Source organism: Streptomyces sp. SID14515 (genome assembly GCF_010548505.1).
GTDB classification, from domain to species: domain Bacteria; phylum Actinomycetota; class Actinomycetes; order Streptomycetales; family Streptomycetaceae; genus Streptomyces; species Streptomyces caviscabies.
On sequence record NZ_JAAGMH010000020.1, the window covers coordinates 1 to 26,201 of the forward strand.

Annotated in this window: 21 protein-coding genes; 12 read left to right on the top strand and 9 right to left on the bottom strand. The window is 72.5% G+C overall.

The window, feature by feature from the left end; translation table 11 throughout:
• Positions 1–480 precede the first annotated feature (480 nt).
• From G3I54_RS03410 to G3I54_RS39965, 3 genes are all read left to right on the top strand, one after another.
• A complete protein-coding gene (locus G3I54_RS03410; protein WP_164610930.1) occupies positions 481–1,275 on the top strand; it encodes a VOC family protein in 795 nt (264 codons plus the stop codon).
• 71 nt (positions 1,276–1,346) lie between these two features.
• On the top strand, positions 1,347–1,601 hold the full coding sequence (locus tag G3I54_RS03415) for a WhiB family transcriptional regulator (RefSeq protein ID WP_006128884.1): 255 nt from the start codon (positions 1,347–1,349) through the stop codon (positions 1,599–1,601).
• A gap of 68 nt (positions 1,602–1,669) precedes the next feature.
• Positions 1,670–5,050 carry a hypothetical protein gene (locus tag G3I54_RS39965; protein WP_164610932.1) on the top strand — a complete coding sequence of 1,127 codons (3,381 nt, stop codon included), beginning with the start codon at positions 1,670–1,672 and terminating at the stop codon, positions 5,048–5,050.
• A 40-nt stretch (positions 5,051–5,090) separates the two neighbouring features.
• Here the strand turns inward: G3I54_RS39965 and G3I54_RS03425 are convergent, their stop codons facing one another.
• The 4 genes from G3I54_RS03425 to G3I54_RS03440 form a co-directional block, all read right to left on the bottom strand.
• Complete coding sequence (locus G3I54_RS03425; protein ID WP_164610934.1) at positions 5,091–6,065, bottom strand: acyl-ACP desaturase; 975 nt, start codon at positions 6,063–6,065, stop codon at positions 5,091–5,093.
• 187 nt (positions 6,066–6,252) lie between these two features.
• The gene (locus tag G3I54_RS03430) at positions 6,253–8,580 is read right to left on the bottom strand and encodes an excinuclease ABC subunit UvrA (RefSeq protein ID WP_164610936.1); all 2,328 of its coding nucleotides are present in this window, start codon (positions 8,578–8,580) and stop codon (positions 6,253–6,255) included.
• A 254-nt stretch (positions 8,581–8,834) separates the two neighbouring features.
• The gene (locus tag G3I54_RS03435; RefSeq protein WP_164610938.1) at positions 8,835–10,466 is read right to left on the bottom strand and encodes an ATP-binding cassette domain-containing protein; all 1,632 of its coding nucleotides are present in this window, start codon (positions 10,464–10,466) and stop codon (positions 8,835–8,837) included.
• A 231-nt stretch (positions 10,467–10,697) separates the two neighbouring features.
• Positions 10,698–11,117 carry an SsgA family sporulation/cell division regulator gene (locus tag G3I54_RS03440; protein WP_164610940.1) on the bottom strand — a complete coding sequence of 140 codons (420 nt, stop codon included), beginning with the start codon at positions 11,115–11,117 and terminating at the stop codon, positions 10,698–10,700.
• A gap of 207 nt (positions 11,118–11,324) precedes the next feature.
• Here G3I54_RS03440 and G3I54_RS03445 point away from each other — a divergent pair, with 207 nt between their 5' ends.
• A complete protein-coding gene (locus tag G3I54_RS03445) occupies positions 11,325–12,443 on the top strand; it encodes an oxidoreductase (RefSeq protein WP_164610942.1) in 1,119 nt (372 codons plus the stop codon).
• A gap of 13 nt (positions 12,444–12,456) precedes the next feature.
• Here the strand turns inward: G3I54_RS03445 and G3I54_RS03450 are convergent, their stop codons facing one another.
• Both G3I54_RS03450 and G3I54_RS03455 read right to left on the bottom strand, forming a co-directional pair.
• Positions 12,457–13,323, bottom strand: a complete 867-nt coding sequence (locus G3I54_RS03450; protein WP_164610944.1) for an alpha/beta hydrolase — start codon at positions 13,321–13,323, stop codon at positions 12,457–12,459.
• 70 nt (positions 13,324–13,393) lie between these two features.
• Positions 13,394–13,690: a YciI family protein gene (locus G3I54_RS03455; RefSeq protein ID WP_164610946.1), complete on the bottom strand. Its 297-nt coding sequence runs from the start codon at positions 13,688–13,690 to the stop codon at positions 13,394–13,396.
• A gap of 108 nt (positions 13,691–13,798) precedes the next feature.
• Here G3I54_RS03455 and G3I54_RS03460 point away from each other — a divergent pair, with 108 nt between their 5' ends.
• Together G3I54_RS03460 and G3I54_RS38840 are read left to right on the top strand one after the other, a co-directional pair.
• Positions 13,799–14,491, top strand: a complete 693-nt coding sequence (locus G3I54_RS03460) for an endonuclease V (protein ID WP_164610948.1) — start codon at positions 13,799–13,801, stop codon at positions 14,489–14,491.
• A 209-nt stretch (positions 14,492–14,700) separates the two neighbouring features.
• Positions 14,701–14,844 carry a hypothetical protein gene (locus tag G3I54_RS38840; RefSeq protein WP_203685464.1) on the top strand — a complete coding sequence of 48 codons (144 nt, stop codon included), beginning with the start codon at positions 14,701–14,703 and terminating at the stop codon, positions 14,842–14,844.
• A gap of 16 nt (positions 14,845–14,860) precedes the next feature.
• Here G3I54_RS38840 and G3I54_RS03465 read toward each other — a convergent pair whose 3' ends face one another.
• Positions 14,861–16,051, bottom strand: coding sequence for a saccharopine dehydrogenase NADP-binding domain-containing protein (locus G3I54_RS03465; protein WP_164610950.1), 1,191 nt, complete (start codon positions 16,049–16,051; stop codon positions 14,861–14,863).
• Positions 16,052–16,259: 208 nt separating this feature from the next.
• Here G3I54_RS03465 and G3I54_RS03470 point away from each other — a divergent pair, with 208 nt between their 5' ends.
• From G3I54_RS03470 to G3I54_RS03485, 4 genes are read left to right on the top strand one after another with little or no spacing between them, the layout of a single operon-like run.
• A complete protein-coding gene (locus G3I54_RS03470) occupies positions 16,260–17,399 on the top strand; it encodes a CaiB/BaiF CoA-transferase family protein (protein ID WP_164610953.1) in 1,140 nt (379 codons plus the stop codon).
• A gap of 8 nt (positions 17,400–17,407) precedes the next feature.
• Positions 17,408–18,550 (top strand): acyl-CoA dehydrogenase family protein, encoded by a 1,143-nt coding sequence (locus tag G3I54_RS03475; protein ID WP_164610955.1) that lies wholly within the window; start codon positions 17,408–17,410, stop codon positions 18,548–18,550.
• Between the two features lie 44 nt (positions 18,551–18,594).
• Positions 18,595–19,809, top strand: coding sequence for an acetyl-CoA C-acetyltransferase (locus G3I54_RS03480; protein WP_164610958.1), 1,215 nt, complete (start codon positions 18,595–18,597; stop codon positions 19,807–19,809).
• A gap of 40 nt (positions 19,810–19,849) precedes the next feature.
• The gene (locus G3I54_RS03485; protein ID WP_164610960.1) at positions 19,850–22,021 is read left to right on the top strand and encodes a 3-hydroxyacyl-CoA dehydrogenase NAD-binding domain-containing protein; all 2,172 of its coding nucleotides are present in this window, start codon (positions 19,850–19,852) and stop codon (positions 22,019–22,021) included.
• 49 nt (positions 22,022–22,070) lie between these two features.
• Here G3I54_RS03485 and G3I54_RS03490 read toward each other — a convergent pair whose 3' ends face one another.
• Complete coding sequence (locus G3I54_RS03490; protein ID WP_164610961.1) at positions 22,071–22,802, bottom strand: MerR family transcriptional regulator; 732 nt, start codon at positions 22,800–22,802, stop codon at positions 22,071–22,073.
• A 130-nt stretch (positions 22,803–22,932) separates the two neighbouring features.
• Here G3I54_RS03490 and G3I54_RS03495 point away from each other — a divergent pair, with 130 nt between their 5' ends.
• Together G3I54_RS03495 and G3I54_RS03500 are read left to right on the top strand one after the other, a co-directional pair.
• On the top strand, positions 22,933–23,409 hold the full coding sequence (locus tag G3I54_RS03495; protein ID WP_164610963.1) for a macro domain-containing protein: 477 nt from the start codon (positions 22,933–22,935) through the stop codon (positions 23,407–23,409).
• A gap of 138 nt (positions 23,410–23,547) precedes the next feature.
• Positions 23,548–24,456 carry an oxygenase MpaB family protein gene (locus tag G3I54_RS03500; protein ID WP_164610965.1) on the top strand — a complete coding sequence of 303 codons (909 nt, stop codon included), beginning with the start codon at positions 23,548–23,550 and terminating at the stop codon, positions 24,454–24,456.
• A 37-nt stretch (positions 24,457–24,493) separates the two neighbouring features.
• Here G3I54_RS03500 and G3I54_RS03505 read toward each other — a convergent pair whose 3' ends face one another.
• A complete protein-coding gene (locus tag G3I54_RS03505; protein ID WP_164610967.1) occupies positions 24,494–26,062 on the bottom strand; it encodes a M1 family metallopeptidase in 1,569 nt (522 codons plus the stop codon).
• Positions 26,063–26,201: the final 139 nt, after the last annotated feature.

A 26,201-nucleotide genomic window follows, 5' to 3' on the forward strand; every position in this document is an offset into this window, starting at 1 on the left:
CTCCAGGAGCCGCTCCGCCCGCGCGAGCAGCTCACGGGCCGCGCCGCCCGTGGGCACCGGGCCCTCGACGGCCCCGCGCGCGAGCGCCCCGCCCGCCGCCCCGCTCTGCTTCATGTGCGTCCTTCTGTTCCCGAGGGGGCGTCTCGCAGCCCCGGGACCCCGCTCCTGTGGCCTCCGGGCCATCGTGCCACGCCCCGCCGACACTCCCGGACCCGTCGCGACGGGTCCGGCGCACGGGGCGGTGGGCGTGCGACGCGCCGGTCCAACGCTTCGCCCCGGCGGGTACGCGATGCCTACCCTGGGCCGCACGGCGGAGGCGGGCACCGCCGGTGGACCACACCCCGGTCGGCCCCGCGCGGACTGCGGTCGTCCGTGCCCGGTGCAAGACTCGGAACGAGAGGAACCAACCCGGCGGTACCGACGAGCGGGACCACCCGGACCGGACGAGCGGAATCCACCGGATCGACTGAGGAGCACGCCATGATCAGCCCCACCTTCCTCGACGGAGCGCCCAGTTGGGTCGATCTCGGCACGCCCGATCTCGACGGGGCCGTCGCGTTCTACCGTGGCCTGTTCAGCTGGGACCTGATCCCCGGCGGTCCCGAGGTCGGCGGCTACGGAATGCTCACCCTGGACGGCCGGTACGTCGGCGGGGTGATGACGGTGTCCGAGGAGGAGTCGCCGAGCGCCTGGTCGGTCTCCTTCCAGTCACCCGACGTCGCCGCCACCGCGGCGGCGGTGGAGCGGGCGGGCGGCAGCGCCGCGTTCGAGCCGATGGACGTCCTGGACTTCGGCAGCATGGGCGGCTTCACGGACCCGGCCGGAGCGTATTTCGGTGTGTGGCAGCCCAAGGAGCACCCCGGCTTCGGCGTCGTCCAGGAGCCCGGCTCGTTCCTCTGGGCCGAGCTGTACACCCCCGACGTCCCGGCGGCGGCCGCCTTCTTCGGAAGCGTCCTCGGCTGGCGGACCGACGAGCTGAAGGTGGAGGGCACCGACTACACCTACACCACGGTCCACCCGGCCGGCGCCGGCCCGGAGGCCTCGTTCGGCGGCCTGGTCCGGATGGGCGACGTCCCGACCGAGGCCGCCCGCGGCCCCCACTGGCTGCCGTATTTCGACGTCGCCGACGTCGACGCCACGGTGGCCGAGGCGAAGCGGCTCGGCGGTACGGAGACCCTGGCCGCCATGGAGGTGCCCGGCGTCGGCAAGATGGCCAATATCGCCGATCCGTACGGGGCGGTCTTCGCGGTCATGAGGCCCGAGCCGAGGCAGTAGCAGCGGGGCCGGCGAGGCGGATTGATGAATCGTTGATCAGTTGTTTATCGCCACCGGGCACCGTGGGCCGCATGCTGATCAACACCGTGACCGATGACGCGCTCGCCTGGCAGGAGACCGCGTTGTGCGCGCAGGCCGGGCCCGAGTTCTTCTTCCCGGCTCCGGGCAGTTCGACCCGCGAGGCCAAGCAGCTGTGCAACGCCTGCGAAGGGCGTCTGGCCTGCCTGGAGTACGCACTCGCCAACGACGAGCGGTTCGGCGTCTGGGGCGGGCTGTCCGAGAAGGAGCGCGAGCGGCTGCGCCGAGAAGGACGCGACCGGGGCTGAACGCCCCGGCCGCACCCGCGCACCGTAAACCCCTGGGGTGATCGCGCGGAGCCCGGCACAATCGGGCCATGACCGACGCCCCGCCGCTCGTCCTCGCCGCCGCCCTTCTCGACGCGCTCGAACCGCTGCCCCATGCGAAGCGCATGGGCGAACTGGCGGTGCGGGTGGGCCGGCTGGCCGCCGAGGGTTCGCTGCGCGCCGTCCTGGACGAACTGGAGGACGGCGACCCGTACGAGCGCCGGATCGCCGCTGTCGCCGCCTCGGTCGGCCGCGACGCCGGGTGGATCGCCGCCCACCTCGCCGACGAGGACGCCGTGGTGCGCGGACATGCCCTGCGCGCGGCACGGGCGCTCGGAGTGCCGGACACGGCCTACGAGGAGGCGCTCGTGGACGCGCCCGCCGCCGTGCGCCGCCAACTCGTGCGGGCGATCGTCGCCGACCGCCGCACCGCGCTCGCCGACCGTCTGGTCACCGTCCTGCGCGACACCTGGGGCGACATCGAGGCGGCCCGCCTGCTGCCCGGCTGCTCGGCCGCCACGGTCGAGGCGCTGCTGCCGGAACTGCTGCGCTCGACGGCCTGCTGGTCCTCGCTCGGCCACCATCACCCCGGACCGGTCCTGGACTCCGCCGAGGACGAACTGACCCGCCTTCCCGCGGCCGGGCGGGACGCCTGGTGGCAGGGGTACGGCCACCCCCGGGGCATCGCCGCCGCCACGGCGGCCCTCCCGCACCGGGTGCTCGACCTTCTCGAACGCTACGGCCCCACCCGGCTGCCGGTCGTCCTGCACCGCCGCATCGGACGACTCGTCGCCGCCGACCCCGCCCGCGTCGCCCGGCTCGCCATCAGGCCCGACGTCTGCGCGCACCTGTACCGCGCGCTCAGCGGAACCGAACTGCGCCGCCTCGTCCGGGCGCTCCCCGAACCCCTCCTCGTCGAACTGGGCCGCAGCGCACCGGACTTCGACGGGCTGCCCCGGCTCCTGCGCGCCCTGCCGCCCGGCCGTCGCACCGCGCTCCACGAAGCGGTCACCGAGGTCCGGGGCGAGGGTGCGTCGGGGAGCACCGCCGACACCCGGCTGCTGGACGCGCTGCCCCGTAACGGCGTCGTGGCCGTCGCCCGGCGGACGGCGGAACGGGCCCGGGCGCGCGGAGACATCGCCGCCGTCCTCACCGCCACGTCCTACCTCCCCTTCGACGAGGCACGCGAACCGCTCCTGGCAGCCACCCGGGGGCCCGCCGCCGACGACCGCGCCACGGCCTGGTCGCTGCTCGTCGGCGGCGCGGGCCGCTCCGGCGACCCGGCCCGCGTCGCCACCGTGCTGGAGGACCTGCTGCGCCTGCGCAACGAGCAGGACCCCGTCCGCTCCGCCGCCCTCACCGCCCTGACCGGGGTGAAGCCCGCCCTCTTCACCGACGCGGTGGAACCGCTGCTCGACCGCGTCGCCGCCGACGCCGTGGAGGCCCGCGACTCCTCCGCCGCCACCCGCTCCGCCCTCGGCGCCCTGGCCGTCGGCGTGCTGCGCGAGCACGCGGTGACCGGACAGCGCGAGCTGCTCAACTGGGCGCTGCGCACCCTGGTCCGGATCACCGGCACCAGCGGAAGCGCCGACCTGGGCCGGCTGGACCGGTCGCTGCGCCGGGGCCAGGAGCATACGGTGTTCGACGCGCTGCGGCCCTGGCTGGAAGCGGGCGCGGAACGCTCCGACTACGGCCTGGTGCTGGCGCTCGCCCGCGCCGTGGGCCGTCGTGCCGATGCCATGCCCGGCCTCCAGGACCTGCTGTGGCAGGCCGTGAACTACGGCGAGCCGTCCGCCGCCCGGAGCGCCGCCGCCCTCTGGCTCCGGGCCCCGGCCGGCCGGGACGAGCGGGTGGAGCGGCTGCTCGCCCGGCACCCCTCCGCCGTCGCGCTCCCGGAGGTCCGGCGCGCGGTGACCTTCCGGCGGACGGACCTGCTGGAGGCGTACCTCGACGGGACACCGCCCCGGGGCCGGTTCCTCGCGCCCGGCACGTCCTGGACCGTCGAGGCCGCCGGGTCCGACCGCTGGACGCCCCGTCAGCAGCGGGCCGCACTGCGCGCGGTGGAGCGCACGGTGGCGGACGAGAAGCTGCCGCTGTATCAGCGCACCGCCGCCCTGGGGCAGCTCGCCCGGATGCCGGGGCGGGGCGCCGACGCCGTACGCGCCTGGACCGAGGACCGGGACGTGGTGATCGCCGAGGCCGCGCTCGCCGCCCTCGCGTACACCGACCGGCCCGCCGACGCCCTGCCCGACCTGCTGGCCCACGCGGGCGACGACCGGGCCCGGGTCGCGGTGTACGCGGCGGGCCGGGCCGCCGCGCACACCCGGCCCTCCCGACTGGCCCCGCTGCTCGCCGCCCGTACGGCTCCGGGCACCGGCAAGGTGACGAGCCGCAAGGAGATGGTCCGGCTCGCCGCCGACCTGCTGCCGCGCGCGGAGGCGGCCGGACTTCTCGCCGACGCTTACGGGCAGCCCGGCCAGCACCTCGACGTACGGGCCGCCTGCGTGGCCGCCGGTACGCCGCTGCTCGGCGACGTACGGATGTGGGAGGTGACCGAGGACGCGGCGGGCGGCGAACGCGCGCTGCGGGTGGCGGTGTTGCGGGCGCACCCGACGGAGCTGGACCCGGCTCTGCGGCCGCGCTACGCCCGGCTGATCCAGGATGTGTGCCGCACCGAGGACGACACGCTGGCCGCCCTCGCCCACAGCGCGCTGGTCCCCTGGCTGCCCTGGGCTCCGCACGCGGCGGCGGCCCTGGTCGAGGCGGTCACCGACCTGGACCGGCGGGGGAGGTGGCGCCCGGCCGCCGAAGCGCTGGCGGCTGCCGCCCGGACCACCCCGGAGGCGGTCGGGCCCCTGAACCGTGCCCTGTCGCTGCTGGCCACCGGCGAGACGGCGGACGACGCGGGGGCGGAGCGGGACCGGCCCGCCCGCCGACGGATCGGCCATCTGGCCAGGATGCTGACACTGCGGTCCGGGACGAACGACCGGCAGGTCGCGGCGGTGCTCGCGGAGGCGGGCCGGACCCTGGCGGCCCACCGCGACCTCGTGCCGGACGCCGTCGCCCTGCTCGCGCGCTCCCTGGATCTGGCGGGGGACCCGGACACGCTGCACACCGGGCTGGTCAGGCTCGCCGCCCTGCACACCGGCCGCCCGGCACTCGCCGCCAGGACGGCGCAGACCGTCGGCAGGCGGGTGGCCGGATACCGGGGAGCGGAGATCGGCGACCCGGACACCCTGCTGCTCGTCGTCGCACGGCTGGCGGCGACGGAGGATCCGGCCGAGGGCCTGTTCGCCGCCGAACTGACGGTGGCGTGCGGTCTGCGCACCGGGTGGACCGGGCCGTGGCGCACCCAGCTGCGGATGCTTCGCCAGCACCCCTCGGACGATGTCCGCGACGTGGCGTACGCCGAGGCCACCGCCGAGGAGTGAGCGTCCCGGGCGCGGAGCGGGGCGCCTGGGAGGGGAAGGCTCAGGCGCGGCCTCGCGCCACCATCCGGGCCTTGCGGGCGGCGAGCTTCTCGTCGAACTTCGACGCCTCGCTGTCCAGCCCGCCCATGTACAGACCGAGCTCCTCCTGCGCCTTCATGCCCTCCGGGCCGAGCCCGTCGATGTCCATGACCTTCAGGAAGCGCAGCACCGGCTGGATCACGTCGTCGTGGTGGATGCGCATGTTGTAGATCTCGCCGATCGCCATCTGCGCGGCGGCCCGCTCGAAGCCGGGCATGCCGTGTCCGGGCATCCGGAAGTTGACGACGACATCGCGCACGGCCTGCATGGTCAGGTCAGGGGCCAGCTCGAAGGCGGCGCCCAGGAGATTCCGGTAGAAGACCATGTGGAGGTTCTCGTCGGTCGCGATCCGGGCCAGCATCCGGTCGCAGACCGGGTCGCCGGACTGGTGGCCGGTGTTGCGGTGCGAGACGCGGGTGGCCAGCTCCTGGAAGGCGACGTAAGCGACGGAGTGCAGCATCGAGTGCCGGTTGTCCGACTCGAAGCCCTCCGCCATGTGCGCCATGCGGAACTGCTCCAGCTTGTCCGGGTCCACGGCCCGCGAGGTGAGGAGGTAGTCGCGCATGACGATGCCGTGACGGCCCTCCTCGGCGGTCCAGCGGTGCACCCAGGTGCCCCACGCGCCGTCGCGGCCGAACAGCGAGGCGATCTCGTGGTGGTAGCTGGGGAGGTTGTCCTCGGTGAGGAGGTTCACCACGAGGGCGATCTTGCCGATGTCGGTGACCTTCGACTGGTCCGCCGCCCACGCCTCGCCGTCCTCGAAGACGCCGGGGAAGTTCCGGCCGTCGGAGAACGGAACGTACTCGTGGGGCATCCAGTCCTTGGCGACCTTGAGATGGCGGTTGAGTTCCTTCTCCACCACCTCTTCCAGCGCGTACAGCAGCTGGGCGTCGGTCCACGCCTTCGAACTGCCGAGGTGGGGAGAGGTGATCGTCACGGGGAGCTCCTGGGGACGGGAGAATTACCTACGGCTTCGTAGGTTACGTGACCGTAGGTTAAGGCGACCGTAAGGCCAAAGCCAAGCCCGCTCCCGCCAGTGACCGACTACACAACGTCATAACCCCAGGTGAATCGGCACGCCAGGGCCCCTCGGGGCCCTCCCGCAGCCCCTTCCGGGCCCCGCTTCACCGTTCCGGAACTGCTTGCTCCACCCCCGGATCCCGGCGCAGATACCGGCCGGTGACGGACGTCGGATGCGCGAGCAGACCGGCGGGCGTCCCCTCGAAGACCAGCTCCCCGCCGCCCTTGCCGCCGTCCGGACCCAGATCGATCACCCAGTCCGCCCGCTTGACCACATCCAGGTTGTGCTCCACGCAGATCACCGTGTTCCCCGCGTCGACCAGCCGGTCCAGCAGGTCCACCAGCGCGCCCGTGTCCGCCAGATGCAGTCCGGTCGTCGGCTCGTCCAGGACGTACACGCTGGAGGTGCGGTGCAACTGCGTGGCGAGCTTGATCCGCTGCCGCTCGCCGCCCGACAGCGAGGAGAGCGGCTGCCCCAGCGAGAGGTAGGTGAGACCGACCGCGTCGAGGGTGCGCAGCTTCCGCGACAGCACCGGATCCTCGAACAGCGTGGCCGCCTGCGCCGCCGTCATGTCCAGGACGTCCACGATCGACCGGCCCCCGACCCGGTGCTTCAGCACGTCGTCGTGGAACCGGCGGCCCTCGCACTCCGGGCAGGTCGTGGTGACCGGATCCATGAACGCCAGATCCGTGGAGATCTCCCCGCGTCCCGAGCAACCCGCGCAGGCCCCGGCGGAGTTGAAGCTGAACAGGCCCGCGTCCACGCCGTTCTCCCGGGCGAACACCTTGCGGATGACGTCCAGCGCGCCGATGTACGAGGCGGGGGTGGAGCGCGACGAGGCGGTGATCGCGCTCTGGTCGATCACCACCGCCTCCGGGTACGCCGCGGTGAACACCCGCGACACCAGCGTCGACTTCCCGGACCCCGCCACCCCCGTCACCGCGGTCAGCACCCCCTCGGGGAACGACACGTCCAGGCCCTTGAGATTGTGCAGATCGGCCCCGTGCACGGGCAGCCGGCCGGTGGGGGAGCGGACGGTCTCCTTCAGCGGGATGCGGCGGCGCAGCGATCGGCCGGTGAGCGTGTCGGCCTCGCGCAGTCGCTCGAAGGGCCCCTCGAAGACGATGTGCCCGCCGTCCGCCCCGGCCCGCGGCCCCATGTCGACGACATGGTCGGCGACGGCCATCACATCCGGATCGTGCTCGACGACCAGCACCGTGTTGCCCTTGTCGCGCAGCCGCACCAGCAGATCGCCCAGCCGCCCGACGTCGCGCGGGTGCAGGCCGACGCTGGGCTCGTCGAAGACGAACGTCAGCCCGGTGAGCGAACTGCCCAGATGCCGCACCATCTTGAGCCGCTGCCCCTCGCCCCCCGACAGCGTCGTGGTCTCCCGGTCCAGGCTCAGATACCCGAGCCCGATGCCGACCAGCCGCTCCAGCCGTTCGCGGGCGGCGGCGGCGATGGGCCCGCCCACCGGATCGTCGATCCGCTCCAGTACGCCGACGAGTTCGGCGACCTCCATCCGCCCGTAGTCGGCGGGCGAGAGCCCGTCGATCCGGGTGGCGAGCGCCGCCGCGTTCAGCCTCGCCCCGCCGCAGGACCCGCACACCCGCTCCACGGTGAACCGGGCGGCGGCCTCGCGTCGCTTCTCGGACAGCGAGGCGGTGTCGCGCTTGAGGTACAGCCGCTCGAAGCGGGTCACGACCCCCTCGAACCGCATGTCGGCCGATCCGGTCCGCATATCGATACTGACGGTGAACCCCGAGCCGTACAGCAGGAGTTGACGCTCCTCCTCGCCGAACTCGGCCAGCGGCCGATCGTTGTCGAAGCGCCCCGAGCCCCCGTACAGGTTCCACTCCCAACTGCCCACCGATAGACCGGGCAGCAGCAGGGCCCCCTCGTTCAGCGACTTCGACCAGTCGATCGCCCGGTCGAGATCCAGCTGGACCGTCCGCCCCACCCCGTCGCACTCCGGGCACATCCCGGCGGGGTCGTTGAACGAGTACGCGGTCGCCCCGCCCGCGCTCGGGGTCCCGCACCGGGAGAACAGCACCCGGATCACCGACCAGATGTCGGTCGCCGTGCCCACCGTGGAGCGGACATTGCCGCCCAGCGGCTTCTGGTCGATCACGATGGCCACCGACAGGTCCTCGACGGACTCGACGTGCGGCCGCTCGTACTTCGGCAGCCGGTTGCGCAGGAACGAGGTGAAGGTCTCGTTCAGCTGCCGCTGCGACTCCACGGCGATCGTGTCGAAGACGACCGACGACTTGCCCGAACCGGACACACCGGTGAAGACGGTGATCCGGCCCTTGGGAATCCGGAGGGAGACGTCGCGCAGATTGTTCTCGCGCGCGCCGGTGATGACGATGTCGCGGTGCGCGGAGCCGGGGGTGTACGGCTCCGCGCCGGGCTCGGGAAGGCGATTCATGGGCGTGACGCTAGGCGGGATACCGGACAGCTTCTGTCGCCTTTTCCGGACGAATCCGCGGGACGAATCCGCCGGGCGAATCCTCCGGGCGAATCCGCCGGGTGGCTTCAGGCGGATCTTCCGGCGAACCGGTGCCATGGCCCGAGGCGAGCCCGGAAGCGCACCCGGACGGTACCGGCCCGGAACCGCGCCCCGGCGGCGCCGGCCCGGAACCGCGCCGGACGGCTCGCGGAACCGTAGCCCGCCGCACGGCCTCAGTGCCCGGCGCGCACCGCCTCCGCCGTCGTGTCCCGCAGCCCGCCGTCCAGCCGGAGCCAGCGGGTGATCCCGATCGACTCCAGGAACGGCACGTCGTGGCTCGCCACGATCAGCGCCCCCTCGTACGCCTCCAGCGCCTCGGTCAGCCGCCGTACGCTCGCCAGATCGAGGCTGTTCGTCGGCTCGTCGAGCAGCAGCAGCCGGGGCGCCGGGTCGGCCAGCAGCAGCGTCGCCAGCGTCGCCCGGAACCTCTCCCCGCCCGACAGGGTCCCCGCCGGGCGGTCCGCCGCGGCCCCCTTGAACAGGAAGCGGGCCAGCCGCGCCCGGACGGCGTTGTCCGTGCTGCCGGGCGCCGACCGGGCCACGTTCCGCACCACCGACGACGCGTCGTCCAGCACGTCCAGCCGCTGCGGCAGGAACCCCGTCGCGACCAAGGGGCTCGCCTCTCCGGAAAGCGGCGCCAGCTCACCCGCGATCGTCCGCAGCAACGCCGTCTTGCCCGCCCCGTTGCGCCCGGTCAGCGCGATCCGCTCCGGACCCCGCACCATCAACTCGCCCCGCAGCGGCGGACCGTAGGGCGGCACCGGATCGCGCAGCAGCAGCACCTCGCCGCCCGGGTGGACCCGGGTGCCCGGCAGCTCGATCCGGATCTCCTCGTCCTCCCGCACCGCCGACTCCGCCTCGTCCAGGCGCTCTTCGGCCGCCGCCAGCCGCTCGGTGTGCAGGATGCGGTGCTTGCCGGCGGACACCTGGGCGGCGCGTTTGCGCTGCCCCATCACGACCTTGGGCTCCCGCTTGGTGTCCCACATCTTCTGCCCGTACCGCTTGCGACGGGCCAACGTGACGTGCGCGGCCGACAGTTCGCGCTTCTGCCGCTGTACGTCGGACTCGGCGGCCCGCACCATGCGCTGCGCCGCCTCCTGCTCGACGGCGAGCGCCTCCTCGTACGCCGACAGATTCCCGCCGTACCAGGTGACCGAGCCCTCACGCAGATCGGCGATCCGGTCGACCCGCTCCAGCAGCTCCCGGTCGTGGCTGACGACGAGCAGCGCCCCGGTCCAGGCGTCGACCGCGTCGTACAGCCGCCGACGGGCGTACGCGTCCAGGTTGTTCGTCGGCTCGTCCAGCAGCAGCACCCCGGGCCGGTCCAGCAGCAGCGCGGCCAGCCGGAGCAGTACGCACTCGCCGCCGGACATCTCCCCGATGGTGCGGTCGAGCCCGATGTGGCCGAGGCCGAGCCCGTCCAGCGTGGCGAGCGACCGTTCCTCGATGTCCCAGTCGTCGCCGATCACCTCGAAGTGCTCGGCCCGTACGTCGCCGGACTCGACCGCGTCGAGCGCCGCGCGCCGGTCCGCGACGCCGAGCACCTCGTCGACCCGCAGCGCGGTGTCCAGGACCAGGTTCTGCGGCAGGTACCCCAGCTCGCCCCGGACGGTGATCACCCCTTCCTGCGGGGCGAGTTCACCGGCGATCAGGCGCAACAGGGTGGACTTGCCACAGCCGTTGAGACCGATGAGCCCGGTGCGGCCGGGGCCCACGGTCAGATCGAAACCGGTGAGGACCTCGCTGCCGTCGGGCCAGGAGAAGGCGAGGGAAGTACAGCTGATGTGCGTGTCGGAAGCAGGCATACGGATCTCCCGTGAGCGTCGGGGAACGACAAGGACGGCTGGGAAAACTGAGATCGCACACGGGCGCTCCGGCCGCGGCATGGCGCGGCGGGCGCTGCACGGTGTGCACAGGACCTCAGATCAGCAACGTCCTACTCCGATCGACGACAACAGGAACCATCACGAAGGTAGGCCGGGGGAACGGGCGGGGCAACCGGATTTACGGCCGGGGAGAAGGGCCCGGGGGCAGGATCAGCGGGGGCCGCCGCCGAGCAGATCGGTCAGACCCCGGTCCAGGTCCAGATACCGGTGCTCGTCGCCCACCGGAACCAGCTCCTGCGCCCGCTGGAGGAAGTGCCGCAGCTCCTCGGTGCGCACATGGACCATGGCGATGCCCTCGGGGGCGTGGAACTCCAGCACGGTCCGCTCGTACCCGAACGGCCGCACCCGCACGTCTCCCTGCCCGGTGGGGGAGTCCACCCCGGTGGTCAGCAGCTCGCGCGAGAACTCCCAGGACACCTCGGTGCCCTCCAGCGTCGCCGGGGCCGGGAACGCCATGCGTACGGCGAAGGGGTACTGGCGGTCGTAACTCAGAGTGGCGGGCAGGGTCTCCATCCGCGGTGCGGACGCGACCATGCGGGCCTGCACGGACTGCTCGATAACGCTGGACAAGACCTGCTCCCTCTCCCTGCCGGGTGAACGGTTCCCGGCACTGGAGTAGACGATGGAACTCCTCGATTCGTGCACCGGCGTGCGGCGTGAGCTGCGTCACCGGTCACGGCCGGTCCCGTCCGGACCTCCACGCACCCCCGCACTCCTGCCCGGCCGGCGGCAACGCACCCTGGACGGGCCGGAACCCGTGGGCTAGCTTCCAGCGCCATGAGGACCACGGGGAACACGAGACGGCTGATGGCACTGGTGACCGGCGGCGCGGCCCTGGCCGCCGTACTGGTCGCACCGGGCGCGTACGCGGCACAGGACACAGCGGGAAAGACGGCCTCCCAGGAGGCCGCCGCCCGCGGGCTCCTGCCCGGCTGGAAGCTCACCGACACCGGCACCGACGCCCGCTTCCGAGGGCTCGCAGCGGTCAGCCGCACCACGGCCTGGGCCGCCGGGTCGAAGGGCACGGTACTGCGCACCGGCGACGGGGGCCGCACCTGGCGCGATGTGTCTCCGCCGGGCGCCGCCGACCTCGAACTGCGGGACATCGAGGCGTTCGACGGCCGTCGCGCCGTCGCCCTGGCCATCGGCGAGGGCGAGGCCTCCCGGGTCCTGCGCACCGACGACGGCGGAGCCACCTGGACCGAGTCCTTCCGCAACACGGATCCGCGGGCCTTCTTCAACTGCCTGACGTTCTTCGACAGCCGGCACGGTCTCGCGGCGGGCGACCCGGTGGACGAGAAGTTCCGGATTCTGTCGACGGCGGACGGCGGCCGTTCCTGGCGGGTGCTGCCCGACGCCGGGATGCCCGCGGCCCTGCCGGGCGAGGCGGGCTTCGCGGCGAGCGGCCAGTGCCTGGTCAGCTCCGGCGCGGCGGACGTCTGGCTGACCACCGGGGGAGCGGCGACCGCCCGCGTCATGCACTCCGGGGACCGGGGGCTGACCTGGACGGCGAGCGCTTCGACCCTCCCGGCGGGCGACCCGGCCCGCGGGGTCTTCGCCGTCGCCTTCCGCGACCGCGGGCACGGCATCGCCGTCGGCGGGGACTACCGCCCCGAGGAGGCCTCCCCGAAGGCCGCCGCCGTCACCGGGGACGGCGGCCGCACCTGGCGGCAGTCCGCCACCCCGCCGCCCGCCTACCGCTCCGGCGTCACCTGGCTGCCCCACAGCCGCTCCGCCGCCCTGGCCGTCGGCCCGACGGGCACCGACCTCACGCTGAACGGCGGGCGCACCTGGCACACGGTGGACTCCGGTTCGTACGACACCGTCGACTGCACGCCCGACCTGGGCTGCTGGGCGGCGGGCGAGAGGGGGCGGGTGGCGCGGCTGGGATTCTGACGCCCGGGCGGCCTCAGGAGGCGTCCAGCACCTCCCGCAGCCGCGCCGCGAACTCATCGGGCTTCCCGGGGTAGCCGAACTCCCCGTCGAGGAAACCGCCGTGATGGCTGGGGAAGACGGTCACCCGCTGCCCGAGCAGTTCGGCGGCCGCGTCGGACGTCCGCCCGGTCTGTACCGCCCGGGACTCCTCGCCCACAGCGATCACCACGCGAGTGGGGGCCGCGGCGATGGCGTCGACGTCCGGCCGGTGGTCGCTGATCGCCCAGGACCGGTCGGACAGCAGCGGGTCGTCACGTGAGCCGTCGTCCTCGGCGGGCATACCGAACGCGGCGGGATCGGGCGCGGGCCGGGCGAAGTACGCGTCGGTGAACTCGCCCTCCCACGAGGTCATGGCCACGAACGCGGCCATGCCGGCGCCCCACCCCCGCTTCTCGTACGCGTCCCGGACCCCGGCCCGCGCCCGGACGGCCGCCGGGCCGTCCGGGGTGATCGTGACGAGCGGCGGCTCGTGCGCGACGAGGGTGGTCACGTCGTCGGGGTGGCGCGCCACGAGGGCGAGCGCGGCGACCGCTCCGCCGCTGCTGGCGAACATTTCGACCGGCCCGGCCCCGAGCGCCGCGACGACCGCGTGCACGTCGTCGGCCAGGATCCCGGGCGTCCAGTCGACCCGCCCGTCCTCGCGGGTGGAGCGGCCGAGCCCCCGGGAGTCGTACGTGACGACGGTCCGGTCGGGGAAGCGGGCCGCGAGCGCGGCGAACCCGCTCGCGTCCATGGGATGGCCGATCAGGAACAGCGGCGGGCGGCCGTCGGCGGTGGGCAGCGGTCCTCGGACGTCGTACACGAGGTTGGCGCCGGCTGTGGTGAGTGTGAAGGTCTCCATACTCGTACAGACGGGCCCCGCTCCGGAAACTCATCGCCGATGGCGGCGGCCATCGTGACGCTTCCGCCCGCTACGGCAACCGCTGCTGGTACGGAGCGAGTTCGGGCGCTGTCTTGGTGGCGATGAACTCGGTGATCCGGTACGCGCACACCTGGTGCTCGGCGAAGGGGTCGGCCGCCGCGATCCTCTCGATCGCCGCCCGGTCGTCCCCGACGGCCAGGATCACCCCGCCGTCCCGGGGGTTCTTGCGCCCCGAGGCGATGAAGACACCGGCCGCGTACTGCTCGTCGAGCCAGGCGATGTGCTCCCGCATGAGCGCGTCGACGCGCTCGACGGGGGCCGTGTAGGTCAATTCGAGTACGAACATGATCGTCAGGCTACGGGATGCCGGCCTTCCGCTCCGAGGCGTCGTGGCGGGCGGCCTCCGGCACATCGTGTAACGGGAGAGGTCCCGCCACCGCATAAGCTTCCGGACATGACGACCTCCCCCACCGCCGCCCATGAAACCCCTGCTGACGAAGCCGAGGGCCGGGCGATCCAGGACCGGCTGCGCGGCCGGGTGATCCTGGACGAGGCGGGGCCGGAGCCCGGGACCGGGCTGGTCACCGGGGTGGACGTGGCCTACGACGACGAGAAGGACATCGTCGTCGCGGCGGCCGTGGTGCTGGACGCCGTCACGCTGGAGACGGTCGACGAGGCCACCGCCGTCGGCACGATCGCCTTCCCGTACGTCCCCGGGCTGCTGGCCTTCCGGGAGCTCCCCGCCGTGCTGGAGGCCCTGGGAGAGCTGAGCGTCGACCCCGGTCTCGTCGTCTGCGACGGTTACGGTCTCGCGCACCCGCGCCGTTTCGGCCTCGCCAGCCACCTGGGCGTGCTCACCGGGCTGCCGGTGATCGGCGTCGGCAAGAACCCGTTCACCTTCACCTACGAGGCCCCCGGCCCCCGGCGCGGCGACTCCTCCCCGCTGCTGGACGGCGAAGAGGTGGTCGGCCGGGCGCTGCGCACCCGGGAGAACACCAGCCCGGTGTTCGTCTCGGTGGGCCACCGCATCAGCCTCGACAACGCCTGCGCCCACACACTCCGCCTCGCCGGCCGCTACCGCCAGCCGGAGAGCACCCGCCGCGCGGACGCCCTGTGCCGGCAGACCCTGAAGGAAGCGACCGCCTGACGCGAGCCGCCGTGGTGCGGGCGGCCAACGGCGGCGACGAGACCGTGCCGACCGTCGTCGTGGCGGACCGGCCGCACACCAACCCGGACCCGGCTTGGGTACGCGAACAGCTGCCGCCGCCCACATGACGGTCCCGGGCGTGGAACAGTCCTGCAACTGAGTACCCGTACGGATGGCGTAGATCCGTACGGCTGGGCAGGCTGAAACGTATGAACGCATCTCGCACAGCCGTCCGCGCCGCACCCGTCGACCCTGCTCAGCGCCGCATGGCCCTCGGCATGCTCCTCGGAAGCGCCGTCGGTCTCGTCTGGCTGGGCGCGATGCTCTACACGCTGGTCGGCTGGATGTTCTAGCGGTCCGGGCCGTCCGCTACCGCACCGCCGCCACCCGGAACCGCAGCCCCGCCGCCGTCAGCCGGTCCAGGAGCGCGTCGCCCATGGCCACCGCCGTGGTCACCTGACCCGAGGTCTCCGGCAGTTCGTCCAGGGCCAGGCAGACCGCCGACTCGGCGAGGATCTTCGCGGTCTCGCCGTAGCCCGGGTCGCCGCCCGACACCTCGGTGAAGACACGCCGCCCGCCGCCCTCGCCGACGAAGCGGATGGTGAACCAGCTGCGCCCGCGGCGCTCCTCGTCCGGCCCCTGGCCCGGCTCGTAGCGTCCCATCAGCCATTCCCGTACGCCCTCGACCTGCGCGGCGGCCACCAGTGCGCCGATCGCCACCGGGGCGCCGAGGGCCATCGGCAGGGTCTTGACCGAGGCGAAGTGCCGGTAGCGGAAGTCGGGGCCGTAGCGCTCCAGGGCCCGTGCGGAGCGGCCCACGATCGTCGGGTCCACCGTCGGCAGCGGCAGCGCCCAGGTGCCGACGGATCCGTTGAAGTGCGGGGAGCCCGCCGGGGTGCGGACGCGGCGGCCGACCAGGCGGGGCTCGTGCAGCCGGCGCTCCCGGGCGGCGGCCAGCATCTGCGGGCCCCGGCCCATCGCGGTCAGCGCCGAGGCGAACGTACCGCCGGAGAACACCGCGTCGGTACGGACGAAGCCGTCCACGGTCAGGGGCACGTCCTCGGGCAGCTGCTTGACGGTGAAGTACGCGCCCAGGTCGTGCGGTACGGAGTCGAAGCCGCAGGCGTGCACGATGCGCGCCCCCGTCTCGCGGGCCCGTGTGTCGTGTTCCAGATAGGTCCGGTCGATGAATTCCGCCTCGCCGGTGAGGTCCGCGTAGTCCGTCCCGGCCTCCGCGCAGGCGGCGACGAGCTTCTCGCCGTAACGGATGTACGGGCCCACCGTCGAGGCCACCACCCGGGTGGAGGCGGCCAGTTCGGCCAGCGCCTCCGCGTCGTCCGCGTCGGTCTCCAGCAGCGGCAGCTCCGCGCAGCCCGGGGCGATCGCGGTGAGCCGTTCGCGCAGCGCCGCCAGCTTGGTCCGGCTGCGTCCGGCCAGTGCCCAGCGGAGGCCGTCCGGGGCGTGGGCCGCCAGGTATTCGGCGGTGAGCGTCCCCACGAAGCCGGTGGCACCGAAGAGGACGACGTCCAAGGGGCGTGTCGTGTCGTTCTGCCTGTTCACGAGTACCTCCGCTGCGAGCCGGGTGCCGACGTGGCAGGCAGAGGGTAGCGGAGAGCGACGTGGCGGCGTGCGGCCGGGCGGGCCGGATGCGAGAGGATCGGTGCGAAGAACTAAGCGCTTGCTCGGCCCGAGGGGTTGTGCGGAGCCGGGCGCGTTCTTAGCATCGTTGATGTTACATCGGTTGTGTCACACCCCTGGGGGCTCACAGATGGCGAAAGGTCCAAGGCCCGGACACGGTCCGCTGACCGGTGTCCGTGTCGTCGAGCTGGCCGGCATCGGCCCCGGACCGTTCGCCGCGATGCTGCTGGCGGACCTCGGGGCCGACGTCGTACGCGTCGACCGGCCCGGCGGCGCGGGGCTCGGCATCGACCCCGCGTACGACCTCACCAACCGCAACAAGCGCTCCGTCCTCCTGGACCTCAAGAGCGACGAAGGGCCGGCCCGCGTCCTGGACCTCGTCGAACGCGCCGACATCCTGATCGAGGGCTACCGCCCCGGCGTCGCGGAGCGGCTGGGCGTCGGGCCCGAGCCTTGCCTCGCCCGGAACCCGAAGCTGGTCTACGGGCGGATGACCGGCTGGGGCCAGGACGGGCCGCTCGCCGAGCGCGCCGGGCACGACATCGCGTACCTCGCGCTCACCGGCACCCTCTCCATGATCGGCAAGCCGGACGAACCGCCCACCGTCCCCGCCAACCTGGTCGGCGACTACGCGGGCGGCTCGCTCTACCTCGTCGTCGGCGTCCTCGCCGCCCTCCAGCACGCCCGCGCCCACGGTGAGGGGCAGGTCGTCGACGCCGCCATCGTGGACGGCGCCGCCCATCTCGCCTCGATGATCCACGGCATGCTGGCCGCCGGGAGCTGGCAGGACCGGCGCGGCGCGAACCTCCTGGACGGCGGCTGCCCCTTCTACGGCACCTACGCCACGTCCGACGGCGGCCACATGGCGGTCGGCCCGCTGGAGGGGCGGTTCTACGCGGAGTTCGCCGGCCTCCTCGGCATCGCGGACGACTTCCCCGACCGGTGGGACCTCGCCCGCTGGGACGAGCTGCGCGCCGCCGTCACCGAGCGGTTCCTGACCCGTACGCGCGCCGAGTGGACCGAGGTCTTCGCCGGCACCGACGCCTGCGTGGCCCCCGTGCTCTCGCTCACCGAAGCGCCGCACCACCCGCACCTCGCCGCCCGCTCCACCTTCGTCGAGCACGGCGGCATCACCCAGCCCGCCCCCGCCCCGCGCTTCTCGGCCACCCCGGTCTCCGTCCGCGGCGGGCCCGCGCGGCCCGGCGCCGACACGGCCGCCGTCGCCGCCGACTGGGACGTACCCGGGCTCAGGCCCACCTCTCACGACTAGGAGACCCCGTGCAACGGCAGATCTTCACCGAGGAGCACGACGCGTTCCGCGAGACCGTCCGGGCCTTCCTGGCCAAGGAGGTCCTCCCGTACTACGAGCAGTGGGAACAGGACGGCATCGTCTCGCGCGAGGCCTGGCTCGCCGCCGGGCGCGCGGGACTGCTGGGGCTCGCCGTCCCGGAGGAGTACGGGGGCGGCGGCAGCGACGACTTCCGCTACAGCGCCGTCCTCGCCGAGGAGTTCACCCGCGCCGGGGCCGCCGGACTCGCGATCGGCCTGCACAACGACATCATCGGCCCCTACCTCACCGGGCTCGCCACCGACGAGCAGAAGCGCCGCTGGCTCCCCGGCTTCTGCTCCGGCGAGACCATCACCGCGATCGCCATGACCGAGCCGGGCGCGGGCTCCGACCTCCAGGGCATCCGCACCACCGCCGAGGACAAGGGCGACCACTGGCTGCTCAACGGCTCCAAGACCTTCATCTCCAACGGCATCCTCGCCGACCTGGTCGTCGTGGTCGCGAAGACCACCCCGGAGGGCGGGGCCAAGGGCCTCTCGCTGATCGTCGTCGAACGCGGCGCGGAGGGCTTCGAGCGGGGCCGCAACCTCGACAAGATCGGCCAGAAGTCCCAGGACACCGCCGAGTTGTTCTTCAACGACGTCCGCGTCCCCAAGGAGAACCTCCTCGGTGAGCTCGACGGCGCGTTCATCCACCTGATGACCAACCTGGCCCAGGAGCGCATGGGCATAGCGGTCGCCGGGATCGCCGCCGCCGAACACCTGCTGGAGATCACCACCCAGTACGTCAAGGAGCGCGAGGCCTTCGGACGCCCGCTCTCCAAGCTCCAACACATCCGCTTCGAGATCGCCGAGATGGCCACCGAGTGCGCCGTCACCCGGACCTTCCTCGACCGGTGCATCGTCGATCACTCCGACGGCGTCCTGGACGCCGTGCACGCCTCCATGGCCAAGTGGTGGGCCACCGAACTCCAGAAGCGCGTCGCCGACCGCTGCCTCCAACTCCACGGCGGCTACGGCTACATGAGCGAGTACAAGGTCGCCAAGGCCTTCACCGACGGCCGCATCCAGACCATCTACGGCGGCACGACCGAGATCATGAAGGAGATCATCGGCCGCTCGCTGCTCGCCTGACGCACCCTCACCGCGCCGACAACCACCCTCGAAAGGCAGCTGTCTTGAGTACCGAAGCATTCGTCTACGACGCGATCCGCACCCCCCGCGGCCGCGGCAAGGCCAACGGAGCCCTGCACGGCACCAAGCCGATCGACCTGGTCGTCGGCCTCATCCACGAGGTCCGGGCCCGCTTCCCGGACCTCGACCCGGCCGCCATCGACGACATCGTCCTCGGCGTGGTCAGCCCGCTCGGCGACCAGGGCTCCGACATCGCCCGCATCGCCGCCATCGCGGCCGGGCTGCCCGACTCCGTCGCCGGGGTCCAGGAGAACCGCTTCTGTGCCTCCGGCCTGGAAGCGGTCAACCTGGCCGCCGCCAAGGTCCGTTCGGGCTGGGAGGACCTCGTGCTGGCCGGCGGCGTCGAGTCGATGTCCCGCGTCCCGATGGGCTCCGACGGCGGGGCCTGGGCCATGGACCCGATGACCAGCTTCGAGACCGGCTTCGCCCCGCAGGGCATCGGCGCCGACCTCATCGCCACCATCGAGGGCTTCAGCCGCCGCGACGTCGACGAGTACGCCGCCCTCTCCCAGGAGCGCGCCGCGGCCGCCTGGAAGGACGGCCGCTTCGCCCGCTCCGTCGTCCCCGTCAAGGACCGCAACGGCCTGATCGTCCTCGACCACGACGAGCACCTGCGCCCCGGCACCACCGCCGACTCCCTCGCCGGTCTCAAGCCGTCCTTCGCGGGCATCGGCGAGATGGGCGGCTTCGACGCGGTGGCGCTCCAGAAGTACCACTGGGTCGAGAAGATCGACCACGTCCACCACGCGGGCAACTCCTCCGGCATCGTGGACGGCGCGGCCCTCGTCGCCATCGGCTCGAAGGAGGTCGGCGAGCGCTACGGCCTCACCCCGCGCGCCCGCATCGTCTCCGCCGCCGTCTCCGGCTCCGAGCCCACCATCATGCTCACCGGCCCCGCGCCCGCCACCCGCAAGGCGCTCGCCAAGGCCGGGCTGACCATCGACGACATCGACCTCGTCGAGATCAACGAAGCCTTCGCCGGAGTCGTCCTGCGCTTCGTCAAGGACATGGGCCTGAGCCTGGACAAGGTCAACGTCAACGGCGGCGCCATCGCGCTCGGCCACCCCCTCGGCGCGACCGGCGCGATGATCCTCGGCACCGTCATCGACGAACTGGAGCGCCGCGACCAGCGGTTCGGCCTGGTCACCCTCTGCGTCGGCGGCGGCATGGGCGTCGCCACCGTCGTCGAACGCATCTGACCCGTCCCCGGCCCCATCTGCTTACGGAGAAGACACCGACATGACCGAGAGCACGACCATCCGCTGGGAACAGGACGAGACCGGCGTCGTCACCCTCGTCCTCGACGACCCCAACCAGTCGGCCAACACGATGAACCAGGCCTTCAAGGACTCCATCGCGGCCATCGCCGACCGTGCCGAGGCCGAGAAGGACTCCATCCGCGGCATCATCTACACCTCTGCCAAGAAGACCTTCTTCGCCGGCGGCGACCTCAAGGACATGATCAAGGTCGGCCCGGAGAACGCCCAGGCCGCCTTCGACACCGGCACCGAGATCAAGAACTCGCTGCGCCGCATCGAGACCCTCGGCAAGCCCGTCGTCGCCGCCATCAACGGGGCTGCCCTCGGCGGCGGTTACGAGATCGCGCTCGCCTCCCACCACCGCGTCGCACTGGACGCCCCCGGCTCCCGCATCGGCCTGCCCGAGGTCACCCTCGGCCTGCTCCCGGCCGGCGGCGGAGTCACCCGGACCGTACGCCTCATGGGCATCGCCGACGCACTGCTCAAGGTGCTGCTCCAGGGCACCCAGTACACGCCGCAGCGGGCGCTGGAGAACGGCCTCGTGCATGAAGTCGCCGCCACCCGCGAGGAGATGATCGAGAAGGCCCGCGCCTTCATCGACGCCAACCCCGAGTCCCAGCAGCCCTGGGACGTCAAGGGCTACAAGATCCCCGGCGGCACCCCGTCCAACCCGCGCTTCGCCGCCAACCTGCCCGCGTTCCCCGCCAACTTGAAGAAGCAGCTCGCGGGCGCGCCCATGCCCGCGCCGCGCAACATCCTGGCGGCGGCAGTAGAGGGCTCCCAGGTCGACTTCGAGACCGCCCTGACCATCGAGGCCAGGTACTTCACCGAGCTGGTCACCGGCCAGGTCTCCAAGAACATGATCCAGGCGTTCTTCTTCGACCTCCAGGCCGTCAACTCCGGTGCCAACCGCCCCAAGGGCATCCCCGAGCGGCCCGTCCGCAAGGTCGCCGTGCTCGGCGCCGGGATGATGGGCGCGGGCATCGCCTACTCCTGTGCCAAGGCCGGCATCGAGGTCGTCCTCAAGGACGTCTCCACCGAGGCCGCCGCCAAGGGCAAGGCGTACAGCGAGAAGCTGCTCGCCAAGGCCCTCTCCCGGGGCCGTACGACGGAGGCCAAGCGCGACGAGCTGCTGGCCCGGATCACCCCGACCGGCGACGCGGCCGACCTCGCGGGCTGCGACGCGGTGATCGAGGCGGTCTTCGAGGACACCGCCCTCAAGCACAAGGTGTTCCAGGAGATCCAGGACGTCATCGAGCCGGACGCGCTGCTCTGCTCCAACACCTCCACCCTCCCGATCACGGTTCTCGCCGAAGGCGTCTCGCGCCCGGTCGACTTCATCGGGCTGCACTTCTTCTCGCCCGTCGACAAGATGCCGCTCGTCGAGATCATCAAGGGCGAGCGCACCGGCGACGAGGCGCTGGCCCGCGCCTTCGACCTGGTCCGCCGGATCAAGAAGACGCCGATCGTCGTCAACGACTCGCGCGGCTTCTTCACCTCCCGCGTCATCGGCCAGTTCATCAACGAGGGCGTCGCCATGGTCGGCGAGGGCGTCGAGCCCGCGTCGATCGAGCAGGCCGCCGCCCAGTCCGGCTACCCGGCCAAGGTGCTCTCCCTGATGGACGAGCTGACCCTGACCCTGCCCCGTAAGATCCGCAACGAGACCAAGCGCGCGGTGGAGGAGGCCGGCGGCACCTGGCCCGGCCACCCCTCCGACGAGGTCATCGACCGCATGGTCGACGAGTTCGGCCGCCCGGGACGCAGCGGGGGAGCGGGCTTCTACGACTACGACGAGGACGGCAAGCGCGCCGGCCTCTGGCCCGGCCTGCGCGAGCACTTCACCAAGCCGGACGCCGACGTGCCCTTCGAGGACATGAAGGAGCGGATGCTCTTTTCCGAGGCCCTGGACAGCGTCCGCTGCCTGGAGGAGAACGTCCTCATCTCCGTCGCCGACGCCAACATCGGCTCCATCATGGGCATCGGCTTCCCGCCGTGGACCGGCGGCGTGCTCCAGTACATCAACGGGTACGAGGGCGGCCTGCCCGGCTTCGTGGCCCGCGCCCGGGAACTCGCCGAGCGCTACGGCGACCGCTTCCTGCCGCCCGCGCTGCTGGTGGAGAAGGCGGAGAAGGGCGAGACCTTCCACGACTGAGGCCGTGACCGAGCCCGTCAACAGGGCATGGCGCGGGCCGCGTTCGCCGTCACTCGGCGGTGAACGCGGCCCGCAGCTCCTCCTTCAGCGACCGCTGAAAGGCCGTCACCAGCGCCTGCACCACGATCGGTTGCATATCGGCGGACAGCGACTTCATCGCCGCCACATGCTCCGGGTCACCCTCGCGCTCCCGGTAGGGGTTCCACACCTCGTCCCGGAACAGCCGGGTCATCTCCTGGGCGGCCGAGCGGGTGTGCTCCAGCAGCACGGTCCGCGCGGCCAGGATCGTCTCGTGCGCGATCGGCACGTCCAGCAGCTCCACCCCGAGCCGCAGCAGACCCAGATCCACCCGGTACGCCCCGCCGTCCTCCTGCGGTCGCACCAGCACCCCCATCGCCGCCAGCCGCTCCACGTCCGGCTCCGACAGCGCCCGCCCGGCCCGCCGCTCCAGCTCGGCCCGGGAGAGGTCCTCGGTCTTGTCCGGCGCCCAGGACGCGACCAGCGCCCGGTGGATCGCCAGATCGTGGGCGCTCAGATCGGGCGGCAGCTGCTCCAGATAGCGTTCGATCGCGGCCAGCGTCATGCCCTGCTGCTGGAGCTCCTCGATCAGCGCGAGCCGCGAGAGATGGTCCGGCCCGTAGTGCCCGACCCGGCGGGGCCCGATGACCGGGGGCGGCAAGAGGCCCCTGGTGCTGTAGAACCGCACGGTGCGTACGGTGACTCCGGCGCGCGCCGCCAGCTCGTCCACCGTGAGCGTCGGCTCGTCGGTCCCCGTCGCCATCTCTGCTCCCCGCAGTCGAACCTCGTATCGGACAGTTCCGCTGTCTCACCACTACTGCGAAAGTCTCCGGCACCAGCGCTCCGCCGTCCACCCCGGCCCCGTTGTCAGTGGCGGCCCGTACGATGAGGTCATGTCGGAGATCACTTACGTACGGGGGGACGCCACCGCCCCGCAGGGCAAGGGCGTCAAGCTGATCGTCCACGTATGCAACGACCTGGGCGGCTGGGGCAAGGGCTTCGTGCTGGCCCTCTCGCGCCGCTGGCCGGAGCCCGAGGCCGCCTACCGGCGCTGGCACCGCGAGCGCGCGGGCAACGACTTCGCTCTCGGCGCGGCGCAGTTCGTGCAGGTCGGGCCCTATCTGTGGGTGGCCAACATGATCGGCCAGCGGGGCATGCGCACCGGCAGCAAAGGAGTGCCCGTGCGGTACGAGGCGATCGACGCGGCGCTCGCCGCGGTGGCCGCGAGGGCGGGCGAGCTCGGGGCGTCGGTCCATATGCCCCGGATCGGCTGCGGGCTCGCGGGCGGCAAGTGGTCCAGGATCGAGCCGCTGATCGAGCGACGCCTGATATCCACCGGCCTGCCGGTGACGGTGTACGACCACGACTGAGCGGGCCGCCGACCACGACTGACCGGGCCGTGGACCGCCCCGGACCCCGCCACCGCGGTCCTCCCGCACACGAGGGATCATGGAGGGGAAGGGGACGGGCAGCGCACGGCAGGCCCGCCGGGACCGCGGGAGCACCGGATGAGCAGCGCGACCGACGCGAGGAACCCCGAGCCGCCTCCGCCCGGCGGTGCGAAGGACCCCGAGCCGCCTCCGCCCGGCGGTGTGCTCTGGAGCCTGTCCGGCGACATCCGCTCCCTGCTGATGCTGCCCGCCGCCCTCACGCTCCAGGTCGCCCACCCGGCGGTCGGCGCCGGGGTCGACGAGCACTCCGTCTTCCGCACGGATCCGTGGGGGCGAGGCGAACGCTCGCTGCGCTCGCTCCAGCTCTGGGTCTACGGCGGCGCGGAGGCCGCCGAGGAGGGCCGCAGACTGCGCCGGCTGCACCGCACCATCCAGGGCACCGACACCCGGGGACGGCCGTACCACGCTCTGACGCCCGCCAACTACGCCTGGGTGCACGCCACCGGCTTCCCCGTACACCAGCACGCCGCCCGCTATCTGATCCGGCCCATGACCCCCGCCCAGGAGCGCGCCCTGTACGCGGAGTGGCTCCAGGTCGGCCGCGTCCTCGGTATCCACGACCGGGACATGCCCCAGACCATCGAGGAGTTCTGGCCGTACTGGGAGAAGATGCTCGCCGGGGAGATCGAGGCGACCACCGTGGTGCGTGAACTGGTCGACGTCGACCAGCCCGTACCGCCGCCGGACCGGGGCCCGTGGCCGCTGCGGATGGTCCTGCGGGCGCTGTGGCCGGTGCTGCTGCCGCCGCTGGCCCGCTTCCGGCGGTTCGTCACCATCGGGCTCATGCCGCCCGACGCCAGGGATGCCATCGGCCTGCCGTGGACCGACGACCAGGAGAAGCGGCTGCGCCGGATGTGCGCGGTCCTGCGGGCCGTCGTCCCCGTACTTCCGGACCGGGTGCGCTATCTGCCCCGGGCCCGGGCGGCCCGTGCGGCACGGGCCGCCGAGGCGCGTCGGAACGGCTGAACGCCCACCGTTCCGACGCACCTGGCGGGTGTCCGCCTCAGCGGTGCTCGTGCCCGCCCTCGGCCCGGTCCGCGGCAGCCGCGTGATCGCCGTGGTCACTGTGGTCGTGCACGGTGTTCGTCGCCGCGATCTTCTTCCAGGACGCGGGCCGCTCGACCCGCGCCGCCGAACGCGCCGACAGCGCCGCCTCGGCGAGACCCGCGTCGGCCGCCGCCGGGGCCGCCGGTCGCGCCGGCCGGTAGAGCCAGGTGTCGAAGAGTTCGGCCAGCGGCTTGCCGGACACCCGCTCCGCGTACCGGACGAAGTCGCCCACGTTCGCGTTGCCGTACGCGTGCTCGGCCGGCCAGCCCTTCAGCAGCTCGAAGAAGGTGTCGTCGCCGACCTCGTTGCGCAGCGCCTGGAGCGCCAGCGCGCCCCGGTCGTAGACGGCGATGTCGAACTGGTTGTCCGGGCCCGGGTCGCCCGGCTTCACCTGCCAGAACGGGTCGTCGGCCGGGTGCTGGGCGTACGTGTAGTCCGCCAGCTCCTGCGCGGTGCCCTCGCCCTCCTTCTCCGACCAGAGCCACTGGCTGTAGCGGGCGAAGCCCTCGTTGATCCAGATGTCCTTCCAGCCGTCGACCGAGACGCTGTCGCCGTACCACTGGTGGGCCAGCTCGTGGACGACGACCGAGACATTGGCGCCGTTCGCGAACTGCTGCGGGCTGTAGAAGGGCCGCGTCTGGGTCTCCAGGGCGAAACCGCTCGTCACATTGGGCACGTAACCGCCCAGCGCGTTGAACGGATACGGGCCGAACACCTCGGTGAGCCACTCGGCGACCTCGGTGGTCCGCTCGATGCTCGCGCGGGCCGCACCGGCGTTGGCGCCCAGGTCCTTGCTGTAGGCGTTGAGGACCGGCAGGCCGTCCGCCGTCCTGTCGGTCGTGATGTCGAACTTGCCGATGGCGAGCGTCGTCAGATAGGTCGCCTGCGGCTTGTCGGAGCGCCAGTTGAAGCGGGTCCAGCCGAGCTTCGAACTCTGCGACTGGAGCACGCCGTTGCTGATCGCCTGGGTGCCGTCCGGCACCGAGACCGACACATCGTAGGTGGCCTTGTCCAGCGGGTGGTCGTTGCTCGGGTACCACCACACGGCCGACTCCGGCTCCTGTGCCGCGACACCGCCGTCCGGTGTCCTGGCCCAGGCGGTCCAGCCGTTGATCTTCAGCTCGGAGGGCTTTCCGGCGTACCGGACCACCACCGAGACGTCCTTGCCCTTCGCCAGCGGGTCGGCCGGGGTGACCTCCAGCTCATGGTCGCCGCTCGTGGCGTAGCGGGCCTTCTTGCCGTTCACCCGCACCTCGGAGACGTCGAGCCCGAAGTCGAGGTTGAAGCGGGACAACTCCTGCGTCGTGGTGGCGAGGATCGTCGCCGTGCCCTCCAGCAGATCGGTCGCCGGCTGGTACTTCAGCCGCAGGTCGTAGTGGGAGACGTCGTAGCCGCCGTTTCCGCTGGCCGGGTAATAGGGGTCGCCGATACCCGGGGCGCCCACGGTGCCCGGTGCGGCCGCTGCCGGGATCGCCAGCAGAAGGGTGGCCGCCAGTGCGCTGGGGACGATGAATCTGCGGTGCACAACAAGCTCCAATGAGTCGGGACGGATGATCTTCCGACCGGTCGTCACGAGGCTATGCACCCGCCGGAGCGGGACGGCCCATTCCGGGCACTCCTGTCACACGATCGCCATTCCGTCGTCACGGGCCGCAGTACCCGCG

Coding starts and splice junctions, on each gene's coding strand:
- G3I54_RS38840 (WP_203685464.1), top strand. CDS start 14,701: ATGAACGCATCTCGCACAGCCGTCCGCGCCGCACCCGTCGACCCTGCT.
- G3I54_RS03455 (WP_164610946.1), bottom strand. CDS start 13,690: ATGTTCGTACTCGAATTGACCTACACGGCCCCCGTCGAGCGCGTCGAC.
- G3I54_RS03415 (WP_006128884.1), top strand. CDS start 1,347: ATGCTGATCAACACCGTGACCGATGACGCGCTCGCCTGGCAGGAGACC.
- G3I54_RS03410 (WP_164610930.1), top strand. CDS start 481: ATGATCAGCCCCACCTTCCTCGACGGAGCGCCCAGTTGGGTCGATCTC.
- G3I54_RS39965 (WP_164610932.1), top strand. CDS start 1,670: ATGACCGACGCCCCGCCGCTCGTCCTCGCCGCCGCCCTTCTCGACGCG.
- G3I54_RS03445 (WP_164610942.1), top strand. CDS start 11,325: ATGAGGACCACGGGGAACACGAGACGGCTGATGGCACTGGTGACCGGC.
- G3I54_RS03470 (WP_164610953.1), top strand. CDS start 16,260: ATGGCGAAAGGTCCAAGGCCCGGACACGGTCCGCTGACCGGTGTCCGT.
- G3I54_RS03490 (WP_164610961.1), bottom strand. CDS start 22,802: ATGGCGACGGGGACCGACGAGCCGACGCTCACGGTGGACGAGCTGGCG.
- G3I54_RS03495 (WP_164610963.1), top strand. CDS start 22,933: ATGTCGGAGATCACTTACGTACGGGGGGACGCCACCGCCCCGCAGGGC.
- G3I54_RS03435 (WP_164610938.1), bottom strand. CDS start 10,466: ATGCCTGCTTCCGACACGCACATCAGCTGTACTTCCCTCGCCTTCTCC.
- G3I54_RS03430 (WP_164610936.1), bottom strand. CDS start 8,580: ATGAATCGCCTTCCCGAGCCCGGCGCGGAGCCGTACACCCCCGGCTCC.
- G3I54_RS03460 (WP_164610948.1), top strand. CDS start 13,799: ATGACGACCTCCCCCACCGCCGCCCATGAAACCCCTGCTGACGAAGCC.
- G3I54_RS03485 (WP_164610960.1), top strand. CDS start 19,850: ATGACCGAGAGCACGACCATCCGCTGGGAACAGGACGAGACCGGCGTC.
- G3I54_RS03450 (WP_164610944.1), bottom strand. CDS start 13,323: ATGGAGACCTTCACACTCACCACAGCCGGCGCCAACCTCGTGTACGAC.
- G3I54_RS03500 (WP_164610965.1), top strand. CDS start 23,548: ATGAGCAGCGCGACCGACGCGAGGAACCCCGAGCCGCCTCCGCCCGGC.